General features: G+C 59.6%; 14 protein-coding genes. 6 read left to right on the top strand and 8 right to left on the bottom strand.

Translation table 11 applies throughout. The features are described from left to right. Positions 1 to 214 precede the first annotated feature (214 nt). Together P5540_10310 and P5540_10305 are read left to right on the top strand one after the other, a co-directional pair. The gene (locus tag P5540_10310) at positions 215 to 2563 is read left to right on the top strand and encodes a glycosyltransferase family 39 protein (GenBank protein HRT65208.1); all 2349 of its coding nucleotides are present in this window, start codon (positions 215 to 217) and stop codon (positions 2561 to 2563) included. A gap of 123 nt (positions 2564 to 2686) precedes the next feature. Continuing rightward, positions 2687 to 3769 (top strand): glycosyltransferase family 2 protein, encoded by a 1083-nt coding sequence (locus tag P5540_10305; GenBank protein HRT65207.1) that lies wholly within the window; start codon positions 2687 to 2689, stop codon positions 3767 to 3769. Positions 3770 to 3839: 70 nt separating this feature from the next. Here P5540_10305 and P5540_10300 read toward each other — a convergent pair whose 3' ends face one another. Continuing rightward, positions 3840 to 4832: a thymidylate synthase gene (locus P5540_10300; GenBank protein ID HRT65206.1), complete on the bottom strand. Its 993-nt coding sequence runs from the start codon at positions 4830 to 4832 to the stop codon at positions 3840 to 3842. 476 nt (positions 4833 to 5308) lie between these two features. Between P5540_10300 and clpX the strand changes: the two genes are divergently transcribed. Continuing rightward, positions 5309 to 6580 carry an ATP-dependent Clp protease ATP-binding subunit ClpX gene (gene clpX, locus P5540_10295; GenBank protein ID HRT65205.1) on the top strand — a complete coding sequence of 424 codons (1272 nt, stop codon included), beginning with the start codon at positions 5309 to 5311 and terminating at the stop codon, positions 6578 to 6580. A 130-nt stretch (positions 6581 to 6710) separates the two neighbouring features. Here the strand turns inward: clpX and P5540_10290 are convergent, their stop codons facing one another. The 7 genes from P5540_10290 to P5540_10260 all read right to left on the bottom strand — a co-directional run bounded on the left by P5540_10290 (position 6711) and on the right by P5540_10260 (position 14930). Next, complete coding sequence (locus P5540_10290; GenBank protein ID HRT65204.1) at positions 6711 to 6890, bottom strand: hypothetical protein; 180 nt, start codon at positions 6888 to 6890, stop codon at positions 6711 to 6713. Positions 6891 to 6915: 25 nt separating this feature from the next. After that, positions 6916 to 7896 (bottom strand): Gfo/Idh/MocA family oxidoreductase, encoded by a 981-nt coding sequence (locus tag P5540_10285; GenBank protein ID HRT65203.1) that lies wholly within the window; start codon positions 7894 to 7896, stop codon positions 6916 to 6918. A gap of 13 nt (positions 7897 to 7909) precedes the next feature. Continuing rightward, positions 7910 to 8887: a Gfo/Idh/MocA family oxidoreductase gene (locus P5540_10280; GenBank protein HRT65202.1), complete on the bottom strand. Its 978-nt coding sequence runs from the start codon at positions 8885 to 8887 to the stop codon at positions 7910 to 7912. A gap of 113 nt (positions 8888 to 9000) precedes the next feature. Next, a complete protein-coding gene (locus tag P5540_10275) occupies positions 9001 to 9816 on the bottom strand; it encodes a sugar phosphate isomerase/epimerase family protein (protein HRT65201.1) in 816 nt (271 codons plus the stop codon). A 161-nt stretch (positions 9817 to 9977) separates the two neighbouring features. Then, entirely contained in the window at positions 9978 to 11198 is a 1221-nt protein-coding gene (locus P5540_10270; GenBank protein HRT65200.1) for a nucleoside permease, read from the bottom strand. Positions 11199 to 11328: 130 nt separating this feature from the next. After that, positions 11329 to 13656: an acetate/propionate family kinase gene (locus P5540_10265; protein ID HRT65199.1), complete on the bottom strand. Its 2328-nt coding sequence runs from the start codon at positions 13654 to 13656 to the stop codon at positions 11329 to 11331. A 53-nt stretch (positions 13657 to 13709) separates the two neighbouring features. Beyond that, positions 13710 to 14930: a Gfo/Idh/MocA family oxidoreductase gene (locus tag P5540_10260; protein HRT65198.1), complete on the bottom strand. Its 1221-nt coding sequence runs from the start codon at positions 14928 to 14930 to the stop codon at positions 13710 to 13712. Between the two features lie 545 nt (positions 14931 to 15475). Here P5540_10260 and P5540_10255 point away from each other — a divergent pair. The 3 genes from P5540_10255 to P5540_10245 are packed head-to-tail and all read left to right on the top strand — an operon-like array spanning position 15476 to position 24271. Then, positions 15476 to 17230, top strand: a complete 1755-nt coding sequence (locus tag P5540_10255; GenBank protein ID HRT65197.1) for an activator of (R)-2-hydroxyglutaryl-CoA dehydratase — start codon at positions 15476 to 15478, stop codon at positions 17228 to 17230. 5 nt (positions 17231 to 17235) lie between these two features. After that, a complete protein-coding gene (locus tag P5540_10250) occupies positions 17236 to 20931 on the top strand; it encodes an ankyrin repeat domain-containing protein (GenBank protein ID HRT65196.1) in 3696 nt (1231 codons plus the stop codon). A 43-nt stretch (positions 20932 to 20974) separates the two neighbouring features. Then, positions 20975 to 24271: a BadF/BadG/BcrA/BcrD ATPase family protein gene (locus P5540_10245; protein ID HRT65195.1), complete on the top strand. Its 3297-nt coding sequence runs from the start codon at positions 20975 to 20977 to the stop codon at positions 24269 to 24271. The last annotated feature ends 20 nt before the right edge of the window (positions 24272 to 24291 follow it).

Here is a 24291-nt window from a genome sequence, read left to right as displayed (position 1 = left end):
CTGCATCAACACGCCACGTATAGGGATCAGGGGGATTGCGTCCGGTGTTGTGCCGGAAATCTCAAAACCTGTATAGACCGTAAGTGCGTTTCGTCTTGCTCGCGCACGAAATGGGGCTGAATGTCGCATTCGAGTCGAGGCATCCCCGGCCCGCCGAATTCGTTGTCCGCCCCCGAATATCCTATACTGTCCGGCAAACACGGATCTTGGCGACATGGAACAAACGTCCCGAAGGCACACAGGCCTGATCCTGGCGATTATTCTGCTGGGCGGGTTGGCATTGCGCCTGTACGGCATTCGCGCGGAATCGGTGTGGTGGGACGAATACACGAGCCTGAAGTATCTCGACGCGCCAAGCCTGCCCGCATTTTTGCGCATCAACCATACACTCGACCCGGCGACCATGCCCGTTTACGACGCCTTCGAATACCTTTGGGGCCGGTTCATAAGTCCTTTGCCGATCGGACTGCGCCTGGCATCGGTGGCTTTCGGCATTGCGACGATTGCGGTCATGTACGCGATTGGATCGCTGGCCTTTGGCCCGGTTGCGGGGCTGTTGGCGGCGGCCCTCGTGGCATTGTCTCCGATTCATCGGCATTTTTCACAGGAAATCCACATGTACGGACTGGTGGCGTTGCTGGCCTCCGCTTCGCTCTACACCCTGCTTCGAATTTTGCGCGGGGGACAGTGGCCTTGGTGGGCGGCGCATGTGCTCCTGAACATCCTGCTGATGTGGAGCCATACCTTCGGATTACTGGCGCCGTTTGCCGAAGGCGTTTATCTCCTGCTCGCCCACCGGCAGCCGATCAACCGCCTGTTCGTATGGTGCGGCCTGCATGCGATCATGGTGGCGCCGCTCCTGTTATACGTCGCAGGGATCCAATTCTGGTCGCCCGAACAGACGGCTTCCTGGCAAAAGACACCCGGATTTCTTGAATTCCTGGGTGATGTTTTTGCGGACGATGCGATCCATCTGACTTACCAAATGCGCCCCTCCGCGCAAATGCGCGCATGGGCGCGGCTCCATCCGTTGTTCGATCTGGCATGGCTTGCGATCGCGGGCGCGGCGCTGGCCTGGGGCGCGAGACGCATGCCGCGCGATCGGACAACACTGTTGTTTATCCTGTTCCTGCTGCTTCCGCCGATCATCCTGTATGCGGCAAGCCTTGCATGGCGTCCGTGCATTTTTCCCCGGTACACGGTCTATAGTTCGCTGGGGCTTTACGTGCTGATCGGAGGCGCGATAGCGGCGCTGCCCCGGAATTGGATGCGCACAACGGGAACGATTGCGTGTGCGGCCCTGATGGCCTGCCAGACCGCAATGCTTTTTCCAGGACCTCAGCGCACCGACTGGCTGTCGGCGGGCCGATTTCTCAAACACGAGGCCAAGCCCGGCGAACCGATTTTGGTGCAAGTTTCCATCTGGAAGGACGTGTTGCTGTTCAACATGGGAGGCTGCGCCAATCCGGTATCTTCCGCCGAAACCATCGAAACGCTTGTGGATCAGGCGGCTTTTTTGCTGAATAGTTACGGTTGCGGCGACGCGTCGCGTCCTTGCGAGCGGACGGTCTGGATGGTGGTCGTGTTGGACTATTTCGATTCGGGACCACACAAACAACTCGACGCGCTGTTGGCCGCGCGAAATCTGCGGTACAGGGTAAAGGAATTTCAGGGTATCGAACATGTCCTGGCCTACGCGATCACGGCCACCGGCAAGCCGGTCGTGGACGGCAAAAGCCCGCCCGATCCGAAGGATTTCATGGAAGGATATGGCAATCTTGCCGTGGCGCTGGCCGAACACGGCGATCGCGACACGGCGCGACAGGCCCTCCACCGCATTCCGGGCATCGGATCGGCCGGATCGCCTACCCGCGACATCTATGGAAATCTCTTGCGCGCCATCGAATCGGGCAACGAGATATCCGGACCCGCCGCGGCGATCCGGGCCTTGCTGGACGGTTATGGCTATCGCCAGAACAACCAGTTGCGCGCCGCCGCGGAATCTTTCGAGAAGGCCACGCGCCATGATCCCGGCTATGCGATCGCCTATTCAGAATGGGGCATGGCGTTGGCCGATGCCCATGATTTCGATACGGCGGTCGCGCCGCTTCGGCGTGCCGGCGAGTTGAATCCGGATCTGGGCATACGTTATGGGCGGCTCGCCCAAGTGCTTGCGGAAAAGGGCGATCCCGCCCCGACCCGGAAGGCAATGGATCTGTTTCTTTCAGGTCTCGGACAACTCGGTTCGGGCCGGAACGACGAAGCGAGAAAAACGTTCGAGGAATGCGCGCGATTGGATCCCCAATATGCGCTTTCCCATCTATGCCTTGCCATTGTGGATCTCATCGAGAACAAAATTCCGGAGTGCCGCGCCCATCTCGAAAAGGCCTTTGCGGCGGATCCTGTTTTTCTTGGCGCATGGCGCCCCTTCATGGTGGCGTTATTCGATACAAAGGATTACAATGCGGCATGGCATGAACTGCACCGTATCGAAGCCGCGGGCGGTTCCGTTTCAACACCGTTTGTCGAAAGGCTCAGGGCCGAATCCGGGCGCGACCGCTAAGACGAGAAGGATGAAGGGTGAATGATACGGCTGAAAGGCAAGAGATGATGCGCGCCGCCCTATCCGCTTCCTCCATGTCGATCCGCCTAGAGTCTTCAAACCACAGCCTGCCAAGGGATATCCATGACTCTCTCCGTCATCGTGCCGACGTATCATGAAGCGGCCAACGTGCCGGAATTGATCGCGCGTATCGAACGCGTTCGCGAGACCTGCGCGCTTGATTTGGAAGTCGTTTTCATGGACGACGACAGCCGTGACGGCATCGTCGAGGCCGTCGCCGCGCTGAACAAACCCTGGGTCCGGGTTGTCGTTCGGACGGCGAATCGTGGACTCAGTCCGGCGGTGCTCGACGGATTCCGCGAAGCGCGCGGCGACACGCTGCTTGTGATGGATGCGGACCTGAGCCACCCGCCCGAAAAGATTCCGGAAATGATCGCGGCGCTCGATGCCGGCCATGATTTCGCGCTCGGTTCGCGTTACGTCCCCGGCGGTTCGACGGACGACCAATGGGGCCTGTTTCGCTGGATAAACAGCCGGGTGGCGACATGGTTCGCCCTGCCGCTGACCTCCGTGCGGGACCCGATGAGCGGATTTTTCGCGATACGCCGCGAGACCTTCGATCGGGCGGACGCCCTGAATCCCGTCGGATACAAAATCGCCCTGGAACTGTTGATCAAGTGCGGATGCAAAAACGTTTGCGAGGTGCCCATCCATTTCAGCAAGCGCGCCCACGGTGAAAGCAAACTTTCGTTCAAGGAACAATTGCGCTATCTCGAACACGTCCGGCGGCTCTATACCTACCGTTATGGCAACTGGTCGCATTTCGTTCAATTCGGGCTGGTCGGTCTTTCCGGCACGGTCGTCAACCTGGCCGTGCTCACCGTAGAGTTATGGGCCGGGGTTCCCCTCAAGGCGGCCGTGGCCGTGGCCATCCTTGTTTCGATGATCACGAATTTCCTGCTCAACCGCCGCTTCACGTTTTCCTATGCCGGCCGCGGGCCGTTTTGGCGGCAAATGTTCGGCTTTATCGCGGCCAGCTCGGTCGGCGCCGTGGTCAATTACGGCGTAACGCTCGGCGCGTTGTCGCTCTGGCCCGCCCTCATTCCGCAGATCGCTTCGATTATGGGCATCCTGGCCGGTCTCATCTTCAATTTTTTCGCCAGCCGCTACATCGTTTTCGCGAAAAGCCACCCAAACGACGTCTGAATCGCGATATCAACCGCCCTTGAACGCAACAACCCCGTCTGGAACCATCCACTGTTTCAATTGCCTGCCGCTACACCATGCAATCGCCGTTTTCGATGTCGCGAATCAGCGATTCGAGCAGCGCAATGGATTCAGGAGGAAATCCCCATTGTTCCCGCTGACGATCCGTCAGCAGGTTTTGAAGTTGCGGTAGCACAAGCATGTCGCGGGCCATCTCGCTGGTCAGCGATCGCGCGATGAATGCCTCCTCGTCGAAAGTCTCGAAGAAACTGTGCAGGCCGCGCTCCGCGTCGCCCCCGACCGCGCCGAAATCCTGACCGTAGATGTGAAGCGCGCCGCTGTAGTCCGCATAACTGCCCACGCGAACCTCCCGCCCGGAAGCCGCCGCGATTGTCCGCGCAATCGTCTGCTGCAGGAAAGTAATCGCAATGACGTTGTCCCCCCATGCCTTGTAGAGATCGCGGGATCGCCACATCGTGTTCATATTCAATACAAGACGTCCGTCCGCGTCTTCCGGGCAACGCAATTGGACCTCGCGAAGGCATGGGATATCCTCCCGTAAAAACGGGTCCACTGTCGGCACGGCGGTCGAGGCAACCGCCCGGCGGGAATGAGGGGTCTTTACAACGCGTTCGATCGCCAAGGCCATCTGATCAAGCGTCGAACCATCCGAGCAGGGATGCGCGAAAAGTCGCTGATGATAGGTGTACGGCCATTCCTGCGCCGACAATTCCCCATGAACCGCCTCGCGAAGCTTGTCGAACGGAACGACCCGGTAATCCTTGAGTCCCATGATTTCGGCGATATATACGCCAATTTCGCAAAACGAAATCGGAGGAAAACGCGGTTGCGCAAACGGATCCTTCACTTCAATCAAAACGCGGGCATCGCGGCTCGGCGGATCAATATACGAACCGGAATTGTCCTTGCGGTCGTATTCCGTCCGGATGGCCAAACCGTTTTCCCAAACGGCTTTCATGGCCCGAAAATAGGCCTGCGGAATTGAATCACCCACCACATGAAGCGTGGGTACGCGTCCATTGCCATTCGTGAAATCCGTCATGGCGCCATTCCTCCTTGCCGGTTGCCTGATTGAGGCAGCAGTATTTGCGGAACGAACTGGACGTGTCAAATTGATGCAACTTCTCGCCCACGGCGGGGATCCCATTTCATGGAAAGCGGGATTGTCCGCGGTCCGCACGTAAGATGCGTCTGTGTGCGTTTCATGCCGTACCGGCCGCGTTTCAGTAGAAGAGACATGATCGCGAGGCTCTTGATGGTTGGGAGTGGCGCATGTCCTCGCGCGCCACTTCGGGTTGACCGGCAAAATCAGAGGGGCTTTGCGTAAATACCGGTCGGCAAGGATGCCGACTTCCCGTAGCGTGCAGATTGTGGATGCCCGAATCTTTCTTGACGGGCAACCCCGTCGGCTGGCACAATATAGGCGGTTACGGTAATCGGCGGAAAGAAAACTCTTGACAAAAACGCCGAAAAGTGCTATACCATGACCGATAGTTCCATTGGTAGAAGGAGAATCGAATGCCTCCAAATCGGCGCAACGAGATTCCCGCATGTTCTTTTTGTGGCAAGCGCCACGACGAAGTCAATAAGCTCATCGCGGGTCCCGATGTAAACATCTGCGACGAATGCGTCAATCTCTGCTCGGAGATTGTGGCCGAGGAACGCAACCAGCGCAAGGTCAAGCGTTCGGTAAAGGTGCCGACGCCCGGTGAGATTAAGTCGTTTCTCGATCAGTATGTGATCGGTCAGGAACACGCAAAACGCATTCTTTCGGTGGCCGTGCACAATCATTACAAGCGCATTGCGGCGGGGGGCGTCATCGGCGGGGTCGAGATTCAGAAGTCGAATCTCATGTTGATCGGCCCCTCGGGCTGCGGCAAGACGTTGTTGGCGGAGAGTCTGGCCCGGATGCTCGATGTGCCGTTCGCGATCGTGGACGCGACCACGCTGACCGAGGCCGGCTATGTGGGCGACGACGTCGAAAATGTCATTCTCAAACTCTTGCAGGCGTCGGAATTCGATCCGACCCGCGCCGAGACCGGCATCGTCTACATTGACGAGATAGACAAAATCGCCCGCAAGAGCGACAGTCCCTCGATTACACGCGATGTTTCCGGTGAAGGGGTGCAACAGGCGCTGCTCAAAATCCTCGAAGGCACCGTCGCCAACGTTCCCCCGCAGGGCGGCCGCAAGCACCCGCAGCAGGAATGCATCTCGGTCAACACCCAAAACATCCTTTTTATCTGCGGGGGCGCGTTCAACGGACTGGACAAGGTGATCGAACGGCGGACCCGCACCAACGTAATCGGTTTCAACGCCGATATTCGTCCGAAAAACGAGCGCAACATCGGCGAACTGCTCGAGCAGGTCGAACCGGAAGATCTCATCAAATACGGTCTGATCCCCGAATTCATCGGACGTCTGCCGGTGGTGGCAACCTTGCACGAACTCAATCGAAACGACCTGATCCGCATTCTGGTCGAACCCAAAAACGCCCTTGTCAAGCAGTACGAAAAACTGCTCGAACTCGAAAAGGTCAAACTTCGTTTTCCGGATGAGACCATCGAGGCCATCGCGGATGTCGCCATTGCCAAGAACACCGGCGCCCGCGGATTGCGATCCATTCTGGAAGAAATCATGCTCGACGTCATGTTCGACGTGCCCTCGCGCAACGACGTGCGCGAATGCGTCATCACGCCCGGAGTGATACTCAATCACGAAGACCCGCTGCTGGTGTATGAAAGCGATCACCGCGACAAGGCATCCTCGGGAAAATCCGCCTTGGCCTGACGCCGGCAATGCCCCGCGCCCAGCGGGCTGCCATCATTTTTTGTGATCTCAATGGCGCAAGAGGTCGCTGAGAAATGGGCCGGAAGATCCGATTTCTTCCGGCCATTTCCTTTATATTCGGGCAAGGGCGTTACAATTCGGTTCGGAATCCGGAAAGCAGCGACGAAAGGCCGAAGACCGCCCCCGCGACAAGCGCCACCAGTTTGCCGGCCGCGACAAACGGCGCGAAAAACGAGTCCTGTTTGTAGACCTCGGCCTTGTATTCGACAGCCATCCGCGGAATCGTAACCCGTTGTATATGTTTCATCATCCGATCTCCTGTGCTCCTGTCCGCCTCACACGGCGGCCACGCGATTGGATGCCGCGCTCTTGTAGGCCGCGACGGTCACTTCGACCGCGCGCAGGCCATCGAGACCCGTGACAGCGGGTTCGCGGCGTTCGTCACAGGCCACGACGAAGTCGCGTACAAGTCCCAAATCGGGATTGCCGCCCCAGTAGGCCCATTCCGCCCGCACGGCCTCGTCATTATAGACGTTGATCTTCTGATTGAACGCGTCCACGCGGATGATACCTTTTTCGGCGACAATTTCAAGCGTCACGTCACCCCATGTCGGAAAACTTTTCGAGCGATTCCATGACGCGATATGCGAAACTTGAATTCCGCCTTCCATCTCCATGTGAAGGCTGCCGATGTCGTCGGTGTCAATGCCTTCGCGCAGCAGATTACCGTTTTCGCAATAGACCTTCGTGAACTCCTTTCCGGTAATCCAGCGCAGGGCATCGGCAACGTGCACTGTGTGATCCATCGTCGCACCCCCGCCGGCCATGGCCTGCCTCGCAAACCAGCCGCCGGGAAATTGTCCGTTGTTCGTGCAGGACACCGCATAGATGGCGCCGTAGTCTCCCGAGGATACCATTCGCTTCACTTCCATGAGCGGCGGCGAATACCGGCAGGGGAACGCCGTACCAAGACCCACTTTCGCCTTCTTGCACGCGGCGATCATCGCGCGGCAATCCGAAACGTCCGGCGAAAGCGGCTTTTCGCTCAAAATCCATTTGCCCGCGGCGGCGGCCTTTTCGACCATTTCGCGATGCCGCACGTTCTCGGACGTCACAATCACCGCATCAATGTCCGACGCGAGAAACGCGTCCATGTTTGCGACAAACGCCGCGCCAAACTGGCGGGCGGCGGCGCGCCCGCGCTTCGTGTCATCGTCCCAGACGGCTACGAGCGCCGCTTCGGGAAGTTCATTTAGACACGCCGCGTAACTATAGGCGTGCATGTGGGCGAAACTCATAATTCCGACTTTGGCCATGACGGCATCCTCCCTAGAGATTGACCGGTTTGCCGGATTCGACTGACTTGAGCGCGGCGGCGGCCATCCGGACGGCCGCGAGTCCGTCTTCCGGCGTCACGCGCGCGGCGGACTTGCCTTCAATCCATGACAGAAAATCACGCCACTCGAGTTCGTAGGGACTGACCGGCACCGGGCTGGCCGGCACGATCATGCCCGGCCCGCCCCCTCCCGTGTTGCGTCGCGCCACAAACAACGGCGCCTCGTCGCTATTGAACTGAATCATGCCCTTGTCGCCGCATATTTCCGCCTCGACACGGAAACCGGATGGATGGGCCCATGTTCCGATGACTTTCGCGATCAGCCCGCTCTTCATGCGAACGGTCGCCATGGCATAGTCAAGATGTTCCGGCGTGCTGCGCTGGATGGCCTGGCAGAAGATACGTTCCGGCTCGCCGAAAACGTAGCGCAGCCAATCGAGGTCATGAATCATGCTGTCGAACGCGACGCCGCCGCTCTGGGAATAATCGCGAAACCAGCCGTTTACGCCCGTCGGAAAGATTCCGCCCCGGTACAATTTCACGAAACCGGGCTTGCCGACCTTACCGGCCTCGACTTGTGCGCGCATCGCCTCGAATTCCTGGAAATACCGCACCACATGCCCGACGAACAGTTTGACGCCGGCCTTTTGCACGGCGGCCATGGCCTCCCGGCATTGTTCGACCGTGCGCCCGAACGGTTTTTCGCAGAAAATGTGCTTGCCGGCCCTCGCGGCGGCCGCGACGTAAAACGTATGCGTCGGGGTTGGGGTCGTGACGGCGACAATGTCCACGTCGCGCCGCTCCACCGCCGCGAGGCAATCGGTCATCGAATCCGCCCCATGGGCATCCGCCAGCGCCCGTGCAATGGGCTTCTGGACGTCCGCGCACACCACGATGCGCAACCCGCAATTCGCCGCCATCCGTGCGTGATGACGGCCCATTCCGTTGCATCCGACTATCGCCACATTCATTTCTCACGACTCCCCAATCATTTGGTGGGTTCCGCTTCGCGTCACCCACCCTGCAGTGTCTTCCTAATCCTTCAGGTCCTTTTGGCCTTTATGCCCTTCGGGTCACGGCTGTTTCAAAGTTCGATAATCGTCCCAAGGCTTGTGCGTACATGCGCGAGCATCGCGTCGAGCGAATGCGAGTATGGGCCGTATTCCGCGACGAGCGCCTTGTCGTAACCGATTTCGCGAAACGCCGCCATCACAGCCGGCCAATTCACGTTTCCTTCAAGCAACATCACAAAGCCGTCCATGTTGCCGGTCGAGGCCCGAAAGTCTTTCGCGTGAACCATCCGAATCCGATCGCCCAAAATGCGTATCCACTGCTCCGGATAGCCGTATGCCACGATGTTTCCCGTGTCGAAATACGCGCCGACCTGTGGGCTCTGGAATTGGTCTATGAAATCGCGCATCTCGACGGGACTCAACAAGAACTTGTTCCAAACGTTTTCGATGGCGATGCACACGCCGAGGCGCTCCGCCACGGGTACGAGACCTTGGATGGCATCGAGCGCGTTTTCGATTGCCGCGTCATACGATATGTCCGGCGTTACTGCGCCCGGCACCGTCAGGAGGGTATCCACACCCAGCCATTTCGCGATTTGAAGCAGCCGGGCAATCGCTTCCTTGCCCTTTTCCCGCATCGCCGGATCGGGCGACGACAGCGAATAGTCCCAGCCGACGCCCGACGCGACGCTGGTCAACCCAATGCCAATCGAATCCGCATGTCGCCGAATCGCGGCCATTTCGGCCTCGGTCGCATCGAGTTTGACCGGCCCGCCGGGCCCGCCGCAGATCTCGAACGCATCGAACCCCGCGCGCTTCACACGATCCAGCGCTTCCTGCGCGGGCATGTCATTCGGAAATGCCCATTGGTTGATTGCCGCTTTCATAAGACCATTCCTTCCCTGCCGTTCTCGCTGGAACGGGCGCCTTCAAGGCCGGACGCCCAAGGACGAAAGGGACGAAAGGGACCAAAAGGACTCCTCACCGACAACGAAAGCCCTTTGTGTCCTTTGTGTCCTTTTCGTCCTTTGCTCTCGCCAACTCAGCTTTACGCCTTCTCCGCCTTGGCGCCGTTCCGCTCATGGAAGAGCAGGGCAAACAACACCACGATGACCAGCGCCATGCCGCCCGGAATCAGCCAAATGGACTGCCAATTGCGCGCCACCAGCGTTCCGGCCGCATCCAACGTCGTAAACTTGTCCACAATCATGCCTGAAAGATTCGATCCGATAATCATGCCCGCGCCATACGTTACCAGCGCAATGAAACCCTGCGCGTTCGCGCGGATTTCCTCCGGCGCTTTCTTGTCCACATAAAGTTGGCCGGTCACAAAGAAGAAGTCGTAGCAGATGCCGTGCAGAATGATGCCGATGTAATAAAGGCCCATCAACGGCATCGTCGCCGCGCCATAGGCAAAACACGCGTAACGGACCGCCCATGCCAGCATGCCGATCAGCAACATTTTCTTGACGCCCAGCCGGACAAAGAAGAATGGCATGACGATCATGAAGAGGACCTCGGACACCTGGCCCAGCGACTGGTTGAGCGCCGGATACGGCATGCCCTTTTCGTTCAGGAACGGATTGCAGAAACTATAATAAAAAGCAAGCGGAATGCAGATAAGCAACGAACTGACGACGAACACCGCAAAGGACGGCTCCTTCATCAGTTTGAGCGCCGGCAAACCCAGAATCTGGCTGACGGAAATTTTCTTTCCGGCGGACTTCGGCGGCGTATGGGGCAACGCGAAGGAATACAGGCCCATCAGCAAGGAAGCGCCCGCCGCGATTTGCAGCGGCAGTGCCGTGTCTTCGACCTTCATCAGGCTGATCACCCACCCCACGGCAATCCAGCCAAGTGTGCCAAGCACGCGAACCGAGGGAAATTCCTTGGCGGGATCGGTCATCTGATGGAATGAAATCGCATTGACCAATGCCAGCGTCGGCATGTAGCACAACGCATAGCCGAGCAGCACCCAAAAGAACAGGCCGGGCGTCGTGACGGTGGAGGCCCAGAACATCAACCCCGCGCCAAGCAGGTGCATCACGCCCAGCACGATTTGCGCCGGGAAAAAACGGTCGGCGACCATCCCAATGAAAAACGGAGACAACACGGCCGCCCACGCCGTCGTGCTGTACGCCTTGCCAATGTCCGCGCCCGTAAAGCCGATCTTGCCGAGGTAGGTTCCCATCGTGACGGCCCACGCGCCCCAGATGAAGAACTGGATGAACATCATGATGGATAATTCGATACGAATTTTCTGACTCATCGATCGGCTACTCCCCAGCATCGGGCGCACGCGCCCGGCTTTTTTGGATCCCATGCCACCGGTTTACACGCTTATGATAGGCCATGTCGTCTTGGGGTTCAAGGCCGTAAAACACGCGCCCGCCACTGCGTCATCGCCTGCTCTGGATGGCGTCCACGAACCCCGTCGCACCGGCGCCGATGTGGGCCGCGTTGGCCTCGTCGGTGTCTATGTGCATCGCAAGGCGGTAATTCGGGCTAACGCGGACGAGCACATCGCCAAAGACGAGTTCACGTTTGCCCTCCACGCGCACGCAGACCACGTCCTTGTCGCGTAATCCCATGCGTAAGGCGTCTTCGGGGGTCATGTGGATGTGCCGTAGCGCACAGATGACGCCCTGCTCCAGTTCAACGGATCCGTTGGGACCCTCCAGTTTCACACCCGGGCTTCCGCGCAAATCCCCGGATTCGCGAATGGGCGCGTCAATGCCGAGTTTGAATTGCTCGGTCAGGGCGATTTCGACTTGGGTTTCGGAACGGACAGGACCCAGCACACGCACGCCCGCCACGCGGCCCTTGGGTCCCACGAGATCCACACGTTCCTCGCACGCGAATTGTCCGGGCTGCGATAGATCGCTTTTCGGCGTAAGGGTGCGGCCTTGGCCGAACAGCGCCTCGACATGTTCCCCGGCGAGATGTACGTGGTGGGCCGAAACCTCGATGGGGACCGGCATGGGCCTCTGGGCCCGGATGATTTCGGTAACGTACCGGCGTTCGATGGCGCGCAGGGTTTCCCGTGCGATCATGCGTTCTTCATCGGTTGGAATGACCAGAATCCGGACACGTGAATCGTCTGCGCCGATGTCGCAGACACGCGTGAATCCGTCGGCTTCCCGGTTTTTCCGCTCGTCAATGCGGATGCCCATACCGGCAAGATGTTGGCAGGCAAGGCTTCGCACACCAACGCTGCCTTGTCCGATGCCGCCCGTGAAGACAAGCGCGTCAAGTCCGCCCATGGCCGCCGCGTACGCACCGATATATTTGCGCACGCGATAACTGAAGGTTCTGAGAGCGAGCAGGGCGCGGTGATCGCCCTGATCGGCGGCCGCTTCGATCTCGCGCATGTCATTCGAGATGCCCGAAAGGCCCTTGAGACCGCCTTCCCGGGTAATCAGGCTTTCAAGACCGGCCGCGTCAAGGCCCTCGGTTTTCATGAGGTGAATCAGGACGGCGGGATCAATGTCGCCGCAACGGGTGCCCATGATCAATCCCTCGGCGGGCGTCATGCCCATCGAAGTGTCCACCGATCGCCCGTGATCCACCGCGCACACCGATGCGCCGTTTCCGAGGTGGCACACGATGGTTTCGAGTTCATTGAACGGCCGCTTGAGAAATTCGGCGGCCTTCATGGCGACGTATTTGTGCGAGGCGCCATGAAAACCGTAACGGCGAATGCCCTTCGTCTCGAAATACTCGTAGGGAAGGCCGTACAGGAAGGCATAGGGCGGCATGGTGAGATGGAAGGCGGTGTCGAAAACCGCCACATGCGGGATATTTGGGAAAAGGCGCATCGCTTCGCGAATGCCGATCAGGTTGACGGGATTGTGCAGCGGCGCGAGCGCGGACGCCTTCTCGATTTCGGCGAGAACCTCGTCCGTGATGATTTCCTGATGGCTGTACCGTCCGCCGCCGTGAACGACGCGATGGCCCACCGCCGACACTTCGTCGAGCGACTTGAGCACGCCCGTATCCGGCGCGGTGAGCGCTTCGATCATGGCTGCAAAGGCTTCCCCGTGACCGGCGGCCCGCAACGCCGTCTCGTCGTCGCCCCGCGCGGAATGACGGCGATGCCGCGTGCCTTCCTGGCCAATGCGCTCGATGACGCCATGTGCATTGCCCGCCTCGTCCGTTGTGTCGAACAGATTGTACTTAAGCGACGAACTACCGCAGTTGACCACAAGGAGTTTCATCGGCTTGTCCGTGGCAAGACGCAGGCCATAGGGATCTTCGCTGCGGCGCAACGCGGCAGCATTCAGCTGCGACTTCTGCTCCTCGTAGGCCGATGCGCGGGTACGATCAATAATAAGCCGCGACAAGTATTGAATGGCGGACGGACTGACGGCGATAAGCCGCGCGAACGCCTCCTGCGGGACGAGCAGTGCCCGGCAACGGGTCTTGCCAATGACATCGGCAATGGTTTTGCCCCCGGTCATGAGCGATATCTCGCCGAACAGATTACCCGGCTCGAGCAGGGCCAGCGTGCGACGGTCGCCCGCATCGTTCATGACCGATATTTCGGCCTCGCCGTCGAATAGAATGCCAAGGAAGCGTCCTTCCTCGCCGAATTCGATGATTGATTCGTTCTCTTCAAAGGAAACAAAACGTGAATTTTCGACAAGCGCGCCCAAGCGCCCGGCGTCAAAGCCATCGAAAAGCGCCACGCGTTCCTGAAGAAACCGCACCGCTGCCTGCGTTTCCATGCCGCCTCCCGATTCCGAATCCTGCCCGTTCCCGTTACGGCTTGTCCGGTTTGTCAACCGGGATAAATCGTTCGCTTTTCGCGGTCATACCGCATCCGTTGGCCGGTCTCGAGCGCGTTGGCGGCCATGATCGTCGCGGCGGCATGCTGATGGCCAAATTCAATGTCCGCATTGGGCCGTTTTCGCGAGCGCATGCAGTCAACCCAGTTGGCCACATGGTCTTCATTCGGCACGGGGTCGAGTTTGCCCTCCCCGAGTTTTTGATCACCGGCCCCGCCGTCTCCGGAATAAGCCAGTTTCTCCGGCTCCAGCGTGCCGTTACGACCGTGAACGGTGTAATGATTCCCCGCTGAATTCGTCAGGCCCATGCACCAATCGAACAAGAATCCTTCCGGATAATCGAGCAAAGCATGGAAGACATCCGTATGCTCCCGGCCGTCTTTCCACATGTAGAGACCGCCCAGCGCGACGGCGCTGTTCGGATAGGACGCATTCATAAGGATTGCGGCGGCATCCACGAGATGGCTCATCCAAAGACCTGAAATCCCGTTTGTGCACATCTTGTACAAGTGCCAGCGGCGCAACAGGCGCGGATCGAACGGGACCTTGGGCCGGTTGAACAAATAGGCGTCCCAATCCACATCTTCTTCCTTGCAATCGTCGAACTTGCGCGCCCAGCGCGGCTCGTTCACATTGTTCGCCGCTGAGATTCGCGTGACTTGGCCGAGTTTGCCCGACGCGATAAAGGCGCGCGCGGCCTTCCAGCAGCCCTCGCTGCGGCGCTGCGTGCCCGCCTGGACGACCCGGTCGTTTTTCCGCGCGAGATCCAACGCTTCATTCGCTTCCTCGATCGTCAGCGACATGGGCTTTTCAACGTATACATCCTTGCCGGCCTTCAACGCCTCGATCATAATCGGCGTATGCCCAAAATCCGGCGTCGAGATGACCACCGCATCCACGTCGCTCCGCGCGAGCACTTCGCCAAAGCGCGACGTCTCGAAGGGCTTCTTGCCAAACAATTTCTTGACCCTCGCCGCCGCGGCTTCCCGGTTGAGCCGCCACACGTCGCAAACCGCCGTGATGCGCACATTGTGCGATTCCTGCAATTTGCCCAGATCGCCGATGTGCGACCCGGCGCGTTCGCCCGTACCGATCATGCCGATGTTGATACGGTCGTTGGCGCCCATGGCCGAACCGTGCCACATCGCTCCCGCGCCCAGCGCCAGGCTTGACGCCGCCAAAAAATCCCTGCGTGATACCGGTGTCTTGTTCATATCGAACTCTCCCTCCGTTTGTGGCCGAATCATTCGCGCATGCCGCGCACACCCTCATCATACTTGAAAAGGCCCGTCCGGCGGCAATAAAAGATTTTTCCGGATTAGGCGTGCTTTTTTCGGCCAGGACATCTCTGTCCAAATGTCGGCTTGCAGAAAGCCATTTTGAGTAAATAGACAACGTTTTTTCCGGGAAAGCGTTCTTGGGACACCTTTTCTTCGCGATGAAGAAGAAGTGTTCCCGATCAATCGTATTTTGGGCCGCTCTGACATGCGGATTTGAGTTCGGAATCGCCTGGCCCGAATATCCGTGCCCTGTTTTCCATCTGCGTATATCTGCGTCATCTGTGGATCATGTGATTTTCCGCAGATGACGCAGATAGTCGCAGATATCGAACCGATGAACGGAATAAAAAGGTAAAACGTGGCTCCTTGCGGTTTTGTGGTTTTTTACAATTCTTTTGGACAGCAATGAGGCCAGGAAAAGAAGACAAGGGGATATGGCGTCATTGTTCCGAAACGGGGCAATATGGCATCATTCCCGCATGATGGAAGGGCAAGCAAATCAAACACATGCTGCACATTACCGAAGGAGCGAATGCCGTCCTTTCACGCGCGCGGAACGGGATCGCGTCACCGTCTTGTACGGCGGGTTGACGGAGCGGCACGGCGTGTTGCTGGGCGCGGCGTTCGCGCCGCTCGGCTACCGATCGGAAGCCCTGCCCACGCCGACGAATGCGGATTATCGAACCGGGCGCGAACTGGGCAACCCGGGCATGTGCAACCCGGCCTATTTCACCATTGGCGCACTGGTAAACCGCTTGCGCCGGTTGCGGGACGAAACCGGTCTTACGCCGCGCGAAATCAACGATGCCTATGTATTCGTCACGGCGGGATCGTGCGGCCCGTGCCGGTTTGGCATGTACGAGGAGGAATTCGGGCTTGCACTGCGCAACAGCGGATTCGAAGGATTCCGGGTCATTTTGTTCCAAGAGAAAGGCGGCCTGAAACAGTCCGGCGAGGAGGACGCGATTCCGCTCAACGCCCGGTTCGCTGAACGCTTCATCACATGCCTCATGGTGGGGGATCTGCTCAACGACCTTGCCATGCGCATCCGTCCGTATGAAATCGTCCCCGGACAAACGGAACGCACGTTTGGGAAAGTGATGAAAATCGTATGCGATGCGCTTCGCAGGCAGACCATGGCCGCGCCAACACGCGGGCGCTGGCTGACGGCGCTGATAGGAGGCGCGCTGTGTCGCCGAATCCCGGGGCTGGATCGCGATTCGGCGCGATGTATTGCGCACCGGTTGTTCGACGACACGCTTGTAAGTGCGCTCGCACGCTGCGCGGAATTGATTGATCGCGAAATCGAAGTGGATTTCACGCGCCCGAAGCCCCTTTGCAAAGTCACCGGCGAGTTTTGGGCGCAACTTACCGAAGGCGACGGCAATTACCGCCTGTTCGAGTTTCTCGAATCCGAAGGCGCGGAAGTGGCCGCCGAACCGGTCATGACATGGGTCAATTACCTGATTGACGTCGCGGCGCAACGTTTTCGCCATGGACGCGGCGGCACGACCAAGCAGACCAGGGACACCGCGGCACGGTCGCGCGCGGCCGACTGGAAAGGCGTGGCCGTTTTGCGTCTGACGGCATGGCTGTTGAACCGCGACTACGAACGGATGCGCCGAGCGCTGCGAGGCGTCCCGCATCCTCAAATTCCGCAGGCAATGCTGCGTAAACTGGCAAGGCCCTTTTTCAACACGCACATTGTCGGAGGCGAGGGCCACATGGAAATCGGCAAGACCCTCTATTGCGCCTTGTACCGGAAAGCCCATCTGGTCATAAGTGTAAAACCTTTCGGATGCCTTCCCTCGACCCAATCCGACGGCGTGCAACCGGCCGTCGCGGCCTACTGCGCCCGGCAGGGCCGTTCGGTTCACTTCGTTTCGATAGAAACATCGGGCGATGGCGCCGTACATGCCTACAGTCGCCTGCAATCGGCGCTTGACGAGGCCAGACAGGTCTGCGAACGGGAATTCGAGGAGGCATTAGCCGGATCCGGCGCTTCGCTGGAATCCATCCGTGCTTATTGCAGGAAAAACCCCGCCTTTCGCCGTCCGCTGTATTGCGTGGGACAGGAAAACCAAAATGATTTGTCAAGTTGGAGCCGGCCTTCGGCCTCTCATGTCGCCGGACGGGCCGCGCAATTCGTTACCCTGATGGGAAACCATTTGTCCGCACAAAGCGGACCAAAGAAATCACCGATATGGCACGACGCCACGGAGGCACAAGGATGATTGGCATGAAGGCACGAAGCGCCTTTTGGAAATCCCGGCGGCTGTCTGCGCTTCTTGCGCTGGGATGTGCGGGGATCCTATTACCCCCCCTCCTCTTCGCGCAGACAGACCAGACGGAGCAATCCACGCAACAACCGATGGATTGGTTGAAGGATATCCAAATTCCCGGCGCTCCCGGCGCATTGACCAGCATCCAGGTGTTGCAAGTCCGTGTCGGCGAAGAACCTTTGCCCACGGAAACGCCGGAATCGCCGCCCATTCATCCCACACCGGCGCCTGCGGAAACGCGGGTTCCCCCGGCGGCCGAAACTCCCGCGCCTGCTCCGGCTGTCGAATCTGTACCCGAACCATTTTCGGAGATCCGGACAGAAGCTGCCCCTGCGCCCCTTTCTGAACCGAAAATCACGGAAACGCCAGCGGAATCCGCGCCCGAAAATCCCGTGGAAACATCGCCGGCCCTTCCCGAACCCGCGCAAGCGGAACCGGCCCCCGTTACGAGCGCGCCCCCAGCCACTCTCCCGGAGTCCCCGATTCCCCTTGCGCCTGCGCCACCCGCGCCGGCCTTTCCATCCATAACGCCACCGACCGGCTCGTCTACCCCGCCGGCAAACATGAACTGGGTCAAGGATATTCAATTCCCGGGCGGTGGAGACGGCTCCGTCTTCATTCCGCTAGGCGCAGCCGGCGCTGCCCAACCGCCGACCGCCCCTCTCTCGGGTCCCCAGGGCCCCACAACGGGCCTTCTTCCCTTGGGAGCAACTCCGGCGACGGGCACGCTGCCGGAGTTCTTCAATCCGGTACAGACGCCTTTTCAACCACAAGCGCCCGCCCCTACGGAATCCGGCGACGAAGGGCTTGCGCTTCCCACGCCGACCCTGCTCACAAAACCACCACGCATGCCATCCAAAACACGGCCGGCCACCCCTCCGGACAATTTGCCGCCTCCCAAATATCCTACGTTGGTCGAGGCGGTAAAGGCAGGCGATTTGGCGGATGCCGAAAACCATATTTTGCGTCTGGAAGACTTGGACGGACGGGATCCGCGAGGATATACGGCGGTTCATTGCGCAGCGGAGGCCGGCAATCTGCCCATGCTTGAACTGTTGCTGGACTACGGTGCTCGATTGGATCTCGACGCGGACGAAAACAAGCTGTCGCTGCCGGTCATGATCGCCATGCAGGCCAAGCAATACGATGCGGCAAAACTGCTGCGCGAATTCGGGGCGGATGTTTCCGCCGAAGCCGCCGCCGCCTACGGTGATCTCGCCGCGCTGAAAGAAATCGTCGGAAACAAGCCGTCCGCCGCCACGGAACAAAACGCCATCAAACGCACCCCGCTCCATACCGCCGCCATGTTCGGCCATAAGGAAATCGCCGAATACCTGCTCGACGCGGGCGTCGATCCCGCCCAGGTGGACGTGGAAGGAAATTCCCCGCTCTTCATCGCGGCGCTGCACAATCACGGCGAAGTGGTGAAACTGTTTGTCGAACGGGGAGCCGACATCGGCCAGCGAATTTTTGCCACCGGCGACAGTATCCTTCATATCAAGGCGAAAAACGGCGACCGCGAACTTGTCCCCTTGTTGCTTTCGCTGGGCGCCGACATCAACGCCAAGCGAAAAGACGGATTCACGCCGCTCCATGTGGCGGTACAGGCCGCCCAAAAGGACATGGCCGCCTTTTTGATTGACAACGGGGCGGTCGTCTTCTCGACGGACAACAAGGGCCGCACCCCCCTCCATGTGGCCGCGGAAGCGGGACTCGCCGACATGGTGGAACTTTTGTGCGACACGGGCGCGACGGTCGAAAACGGCGACAAACTGGGATGGACGGCGCTGCATGTCGCGGCCCGCGAGGCCCGAAAGGACGCCGTGGCCCGGCTCGTTGAACGCGGCGCCGACGTCAATGCCCGAAACAAGCGGGGCGAAAGCCCGCTGCATACTGCCGTCATGGAGGACCGGATCAAGCCGCGCCACATCTGGAATCAAAGCCGGGTGCAAAAAGTCGAACCGGAACCGAATCCCGATCGTATTGCCGTGGTGGAATATCTCTTGGAAAAAGGGGCCGTCCTGGAAGGAAAAACCAAGTACGGAACGACCGCACTCCACGTAGCCGCGGCCGCAGGTCAGGATTATCTCGTGACCCTTCTGTTGGACAAGGGGGCCGACATCGAAGCCCGTGACGGCAACGAGCGCACCCCGCTTTTCAGCGCTTTCGAAAAGGATCAAAGCCGCGCGGTAAAAGTCTTGCTCGAACGAAATGCATCCATCCATGCCAAAGACAACATCGGCCAGATTCCGCTGCATGTGGCCGCCCAAGCCATGCACCCGGATCTTGTGGATATTCTGCTCAACAAGGGCGCCGATCCCAATGCGATCGATCAAAACCAATGGACTCCGCTGCATTCGGCCGCGGAAAAGGGATGTCTCGGCATCGGCGAACTCCTGCTGGCACACGGGGCCAATCCCACCGCAGCCGACATTTCACAACGAACGCCGCTTCACATCGCCGCGCAACGCGGAGACGTGCAATTGGTTAAGTTGCTGGTGGCCAACGGCGCCGACATCAACGCCAAAGATCGCAACGGGCGTTCTCCGATTCACGCGGCGGCCTGGGACGGCCATTGGGGCCCCGTGCAGGTGTTCATCGGCGAAGGCGCCGATATCAACGCCGCAGACATCAACGGATTCACGCCCTTGCATATTGCGGCGGAACAGGGTCATGTGCGCATGGTCAAACTGCTGATGTCCCGGGGCGCCAATGTCAACCTGCGCAACAGCGAGGGGCGCACGCCCTTGAAAATCGCACAGGACTCGAACAACGATGAAGTGGCCGCATTGTTGCGTCCGGCCACCGAAAGCGCCTTCAGCGCCGCCCTCAACAGCGGGGACGTGGCCGGCGTCAAGCGATTTCTTGAAGATTGTCCCGATCTGGCCAACATGCGCGAACAGGGTCTTGCGCCGTTGCACATCGCCGCCCGGCAGGGGCGGCGCGTCATCGTTGAATTGCTTCTTGGCCACGGCGCGGACATTGCCGCGACCGAGAAAAATTTCGAGGGCATGACCGCCCTCCACGAGGCGGCATACTGCGGGCACAAGGATGTCGTCGAACTCTTGCTGGTGCTCGGCGCCGATATCAACGCATCCGATCGCCGCGGCAAGACTCCACTGGATCGCGCCCTCTCGAAAAACCGATCGGAAGTCGTCGAGTTCCTGCGATCGAAGGGCGCCAAGAGCAATGTCGGCATCGTCCGGGGAACGATTGACCAGTTGGATAACCTGCAGGCCAAGGAGGAAGAAACGGGTCGCACGCACGCCGCGTTGAACAATGCCCTGATGTCGAACGTGTTTGGAAACAAGATTGACGAAGTTCGCCGTCTCTTGGACGAACACCCCGGTATCGTGAACACGCTCTATCTCGGCAAAACCCCGCTGTTTCTGTCATGCACACTCGGTTTTACCGACATGGTCAAATTGCTTCTGGAAAAGAATGCCGACATCACGTTTCGCAATGAGGCCGGTTTCACGGCGCTGCACGAGGCCGCACGGAACGGCTACTCGGAAATCGCCGAATTGCTGCTGGCCCGGGGCGCGGACACTTACGTAAAGAACTCGTCGGGAAAAATCCCCTTGGAAATTGCCGAAATGAACGGTCACACGGAGACCGTCGCCGTTATCAAGCGCTATATGGGCATTCAATAAAATGTCCCGTGCGGCACAACGCCTAACAAACGGGGACACGACCGTGTCTCCAACCATAGGCCTCGACGTCGGCAGCACAACCGTCAAGGCAATCGTCATGATGGCGAAAAGCCGCGACGTGGCATGGTCCGCGTATCGCCGCCATGAAATGCGCCAAGCGTCGGTATGCCATGATTTTCTGAACGATATCGAAGCGGCCTTTCCGGAAATCCCCCGGCATGAATTCCATGTCTTCGTCACCGGAAGCGGAGGCACGGCCGTCGCCGAAGCGATTGGCGCCCATTTCGTGCCGGAAACCAGCGCCCTATGCCGGGCTGCCGAGATCCTGCATCCGGAGACGCGCACGATCATCGAACTGGGCGGCGAAGACGCCAAAATAGTTGTCTTTCACGACACCACCCCGCACGGCGGCCGGCGCAAGACCGTGTCAATGAACGACAAATGCGCCGGCGGAACGGGAGCGATCATTGATCGTATCGCGGTAAAAACCGGTCTGTGCATCAACAATTTACAGGCTGTAAATTGGGCAACGGTCCGAATCCATCCCGTTGCGGGCAAATGTGGCGTGTTTGCGGAAACCGACGTCATCAGCCTGCAAAAACGGGGAACACCGTCGGACGAACTCATGGCGTCCCTGTTCGATTCCATCGTTCTTCAAAACCTTGCCGTGCTTGCCCGCGGCGAGGCCTTGCCGCCCACGGTTCTCCTGCTGGGCGGGCCGCATGTATTCATGCCGGGTCTGGCCGAGCGTTGGCGTCACCATCTGCCGCGTCGCTGGCGCGACCATGGTGTTTTCGTTCCGGACGGCGAGCCGGACGGACGGTTGATTATCGTGCCGGATCATGCGTTGTTTTTCGGCGCAATCGGCGCCGTGTGTTGCGGACAAGCCTTGATCGCAGCCCATCCTTCCATTGGCCGGTACCGCGGAACGGAACCGCTCCGCCGGATCATGGAGGAACGCCGCGTGCCGCAAGGACAGGCTGGACTGGTCCGCGATGATGCCGAACGGGAAGCCTTTATGCGCGATTACGCGCCCCCGGCGTGGAGTCCGCCTCCTCTCCTGCCGCAAGCGGACGTCGAGGCCTATCTGGGCGTTGATGCGGGTTCGACCAGCACGAAAGCGGTCCTGATGACTCCCCAAGGCAGCATCATCGCCAAGGCCTACCGGCTTTCGGGGGGCAATCCCGTCGAAGACCTGCGGCATGTCGCAAGCGAGTTGCGCCAAGGTGTCGAAACCGCCGGCGCTCGATTGCGGATTCTCGGCGCAGGCGTAACCGGCTATGCAAAGGAAATCCTGCGGCATGTCATGCAGGCCGACACGGCCATCGTCGAAACGGTCGCCCACATGCGCGCGGGACTTTGCGCGCATCCCGACGCGGACGTGATTTGCGACATCGGCGGGCAGGACATCAAGATCGTTTTCCTGCAACGGGGGGCCGTGCGGGATTTCCGCCTCAACACCCAATGTTCGGCCGGCAACGGCTTCTATCTTCAGGCCACCGCCGCAATGCTGGGCATTTCCGTCGATCGCTATGCCGACGCGGCTTTTTCGGCCCGCCACATGCCCGATTTTCCCCACGGATGCGCCGTGTTTCTGCAATCCGGAATTGTGGATGTGCAACGGCACGGCTGGACGCCCGGCGAAATTCTCGCGGGGCTTGCCGCGGTCCTACCGAAAAACATCTGGCTGTATGTGTGCCAGCGGCACAACCTGCCCCAACTGGGTCGTGTCTTTGTGCTGCAGGGCGGCGTCCAGCGCAATCTGGCGGCCGTCAAGGCGCAGGTGGATTTCATTCGGGGTCAGTTTCGGGAATCGGGAATCGAACCCGTGATCCGCATTCATGAACATTGCGGCGAAGCCGGCGCCCTCGGGTGCGCCATGGAAACACGGCGATGGATGGAAGCCCAACATCGGACTTCGACCTTTATCGGGTTCGATGCGTTGGAAACGATCCAGTGCGATGCGAGGCACGACGACTCCACGCGCTGCGCCGGCTGCGGGAATGCGTGTATCCGCACCATCCTCGAAATGCGCGTGAACGGGAGCAAACGCCAGGCCATCATCGCTCCCTGCGAGAAAGGCGCATCGGGACACCGCCCGGAACCTCCCCGGGCGCACAATAGTGACGCCGGTTTGAATTTGGCCGCGTTGTCCGCGCGCGAAACGTTCCGATCGCCCGGCCTCCCCCTTGCCGTACCGCGATCCGGACGGCTGGGACAGTGGGTTATCCAACAGCGCGAGAGACTACGAATCGGAATGCCCCGCGTACTGAATATGTATGCCGCGGCTCCGTTTTTCCTCGGCTATTTCCGCGCGCTGGGCGTGCCCGAAGACCGCCTGATCTGGTCCGGTTACAGCAACGAAAAAATGTACCGCGAAGGTGCGAAACGCGGCTGTATCGATCCGTGTTATCCGAGTAAACTGGCCATCGCGCACCTTCACGATCTGATCGCCCGCATCCATGAGAAAACCCCATTGACCCACGTCTTCTTTCCCATCATGGACACCTTCCCCACATGGCTGCGCGGTGTCGTCGCCACCCGGGCCTGCCCCGCCTGCACCGGAGCGGTCGAAGCCGCCACCGCCGCGTTCAGGCGCGATCGCGACCTTTTCGCGGAACGCGGCATCCAACTGAGAAAGACCTTTGTGGATATCGGCGATCCGCACCTGGCCGCGCGGCAACTGTGGGAGGATTGGCGCGACGATTTGGGCATGACCCGCCGCGAATCGCTGCGCGCCGCCGAGGCGGCATTCGCCGCATGGGAAGATTTCCAAGAGGCATGGCGATCAAAGGGACGCGCCGTGATTGATTCGCTCGAGCCCGGCCGGGGCATCGCATTGGTCATGCTCGGCAGGCCGTACCACGTGGATCCGGGGATCTCCCACGGCGTGTGGGATGCCCTTCACCGGCTGGGCTATCCCATTCTCACCATCGAATCGCTGCCCATCGGGGACGAAGCCCTGCGCGGGTTATTCGGAAACGATCCCGACGCGCTCGGCATAAGCGATGTCTGGCGGCCCAGTTTTTCCGAATACAGCAACCGCAAATTATGGGCCGCGAAATACATCGCGCGCCATCCCCGCCTGATTGGAGTCGAATGGTCCAGTTTTCGCTGCGGTATGGACGCGCCCCTGTCCGCCGTTCTCGAAGCCATTCTCCGATGCGCGGACAAACCCTTCTTCACATTCCGCGACATGGACGAAAACCATTCCCCCGGCTCCCTCGCCCTCCGTATCGAAACATTCGCCTACTGCCTCGAACAGTACGCCCGGCGGCTTGCCGGGCATTCATGGCCCGCCCTGTTCCTTGACAAAACACAACGCTGCGCCGACAATTAGGCATGTGCCGCAACTTTTTT

It is taken from the genome of Candidatus Hydrogenedentota bacterium (assembly GCA_035450225.1).
Classification (GTDB): domain Bacteria; phylum Hydrogenedentota; class Hydrogenedentia; order Hydrogenedentales; family SLHB01; genus DSVR01.
Note: the sequence above shows the minus strand (reverse complement) of the source record. Positions and strands in the feature narration are given on the sequence as shown.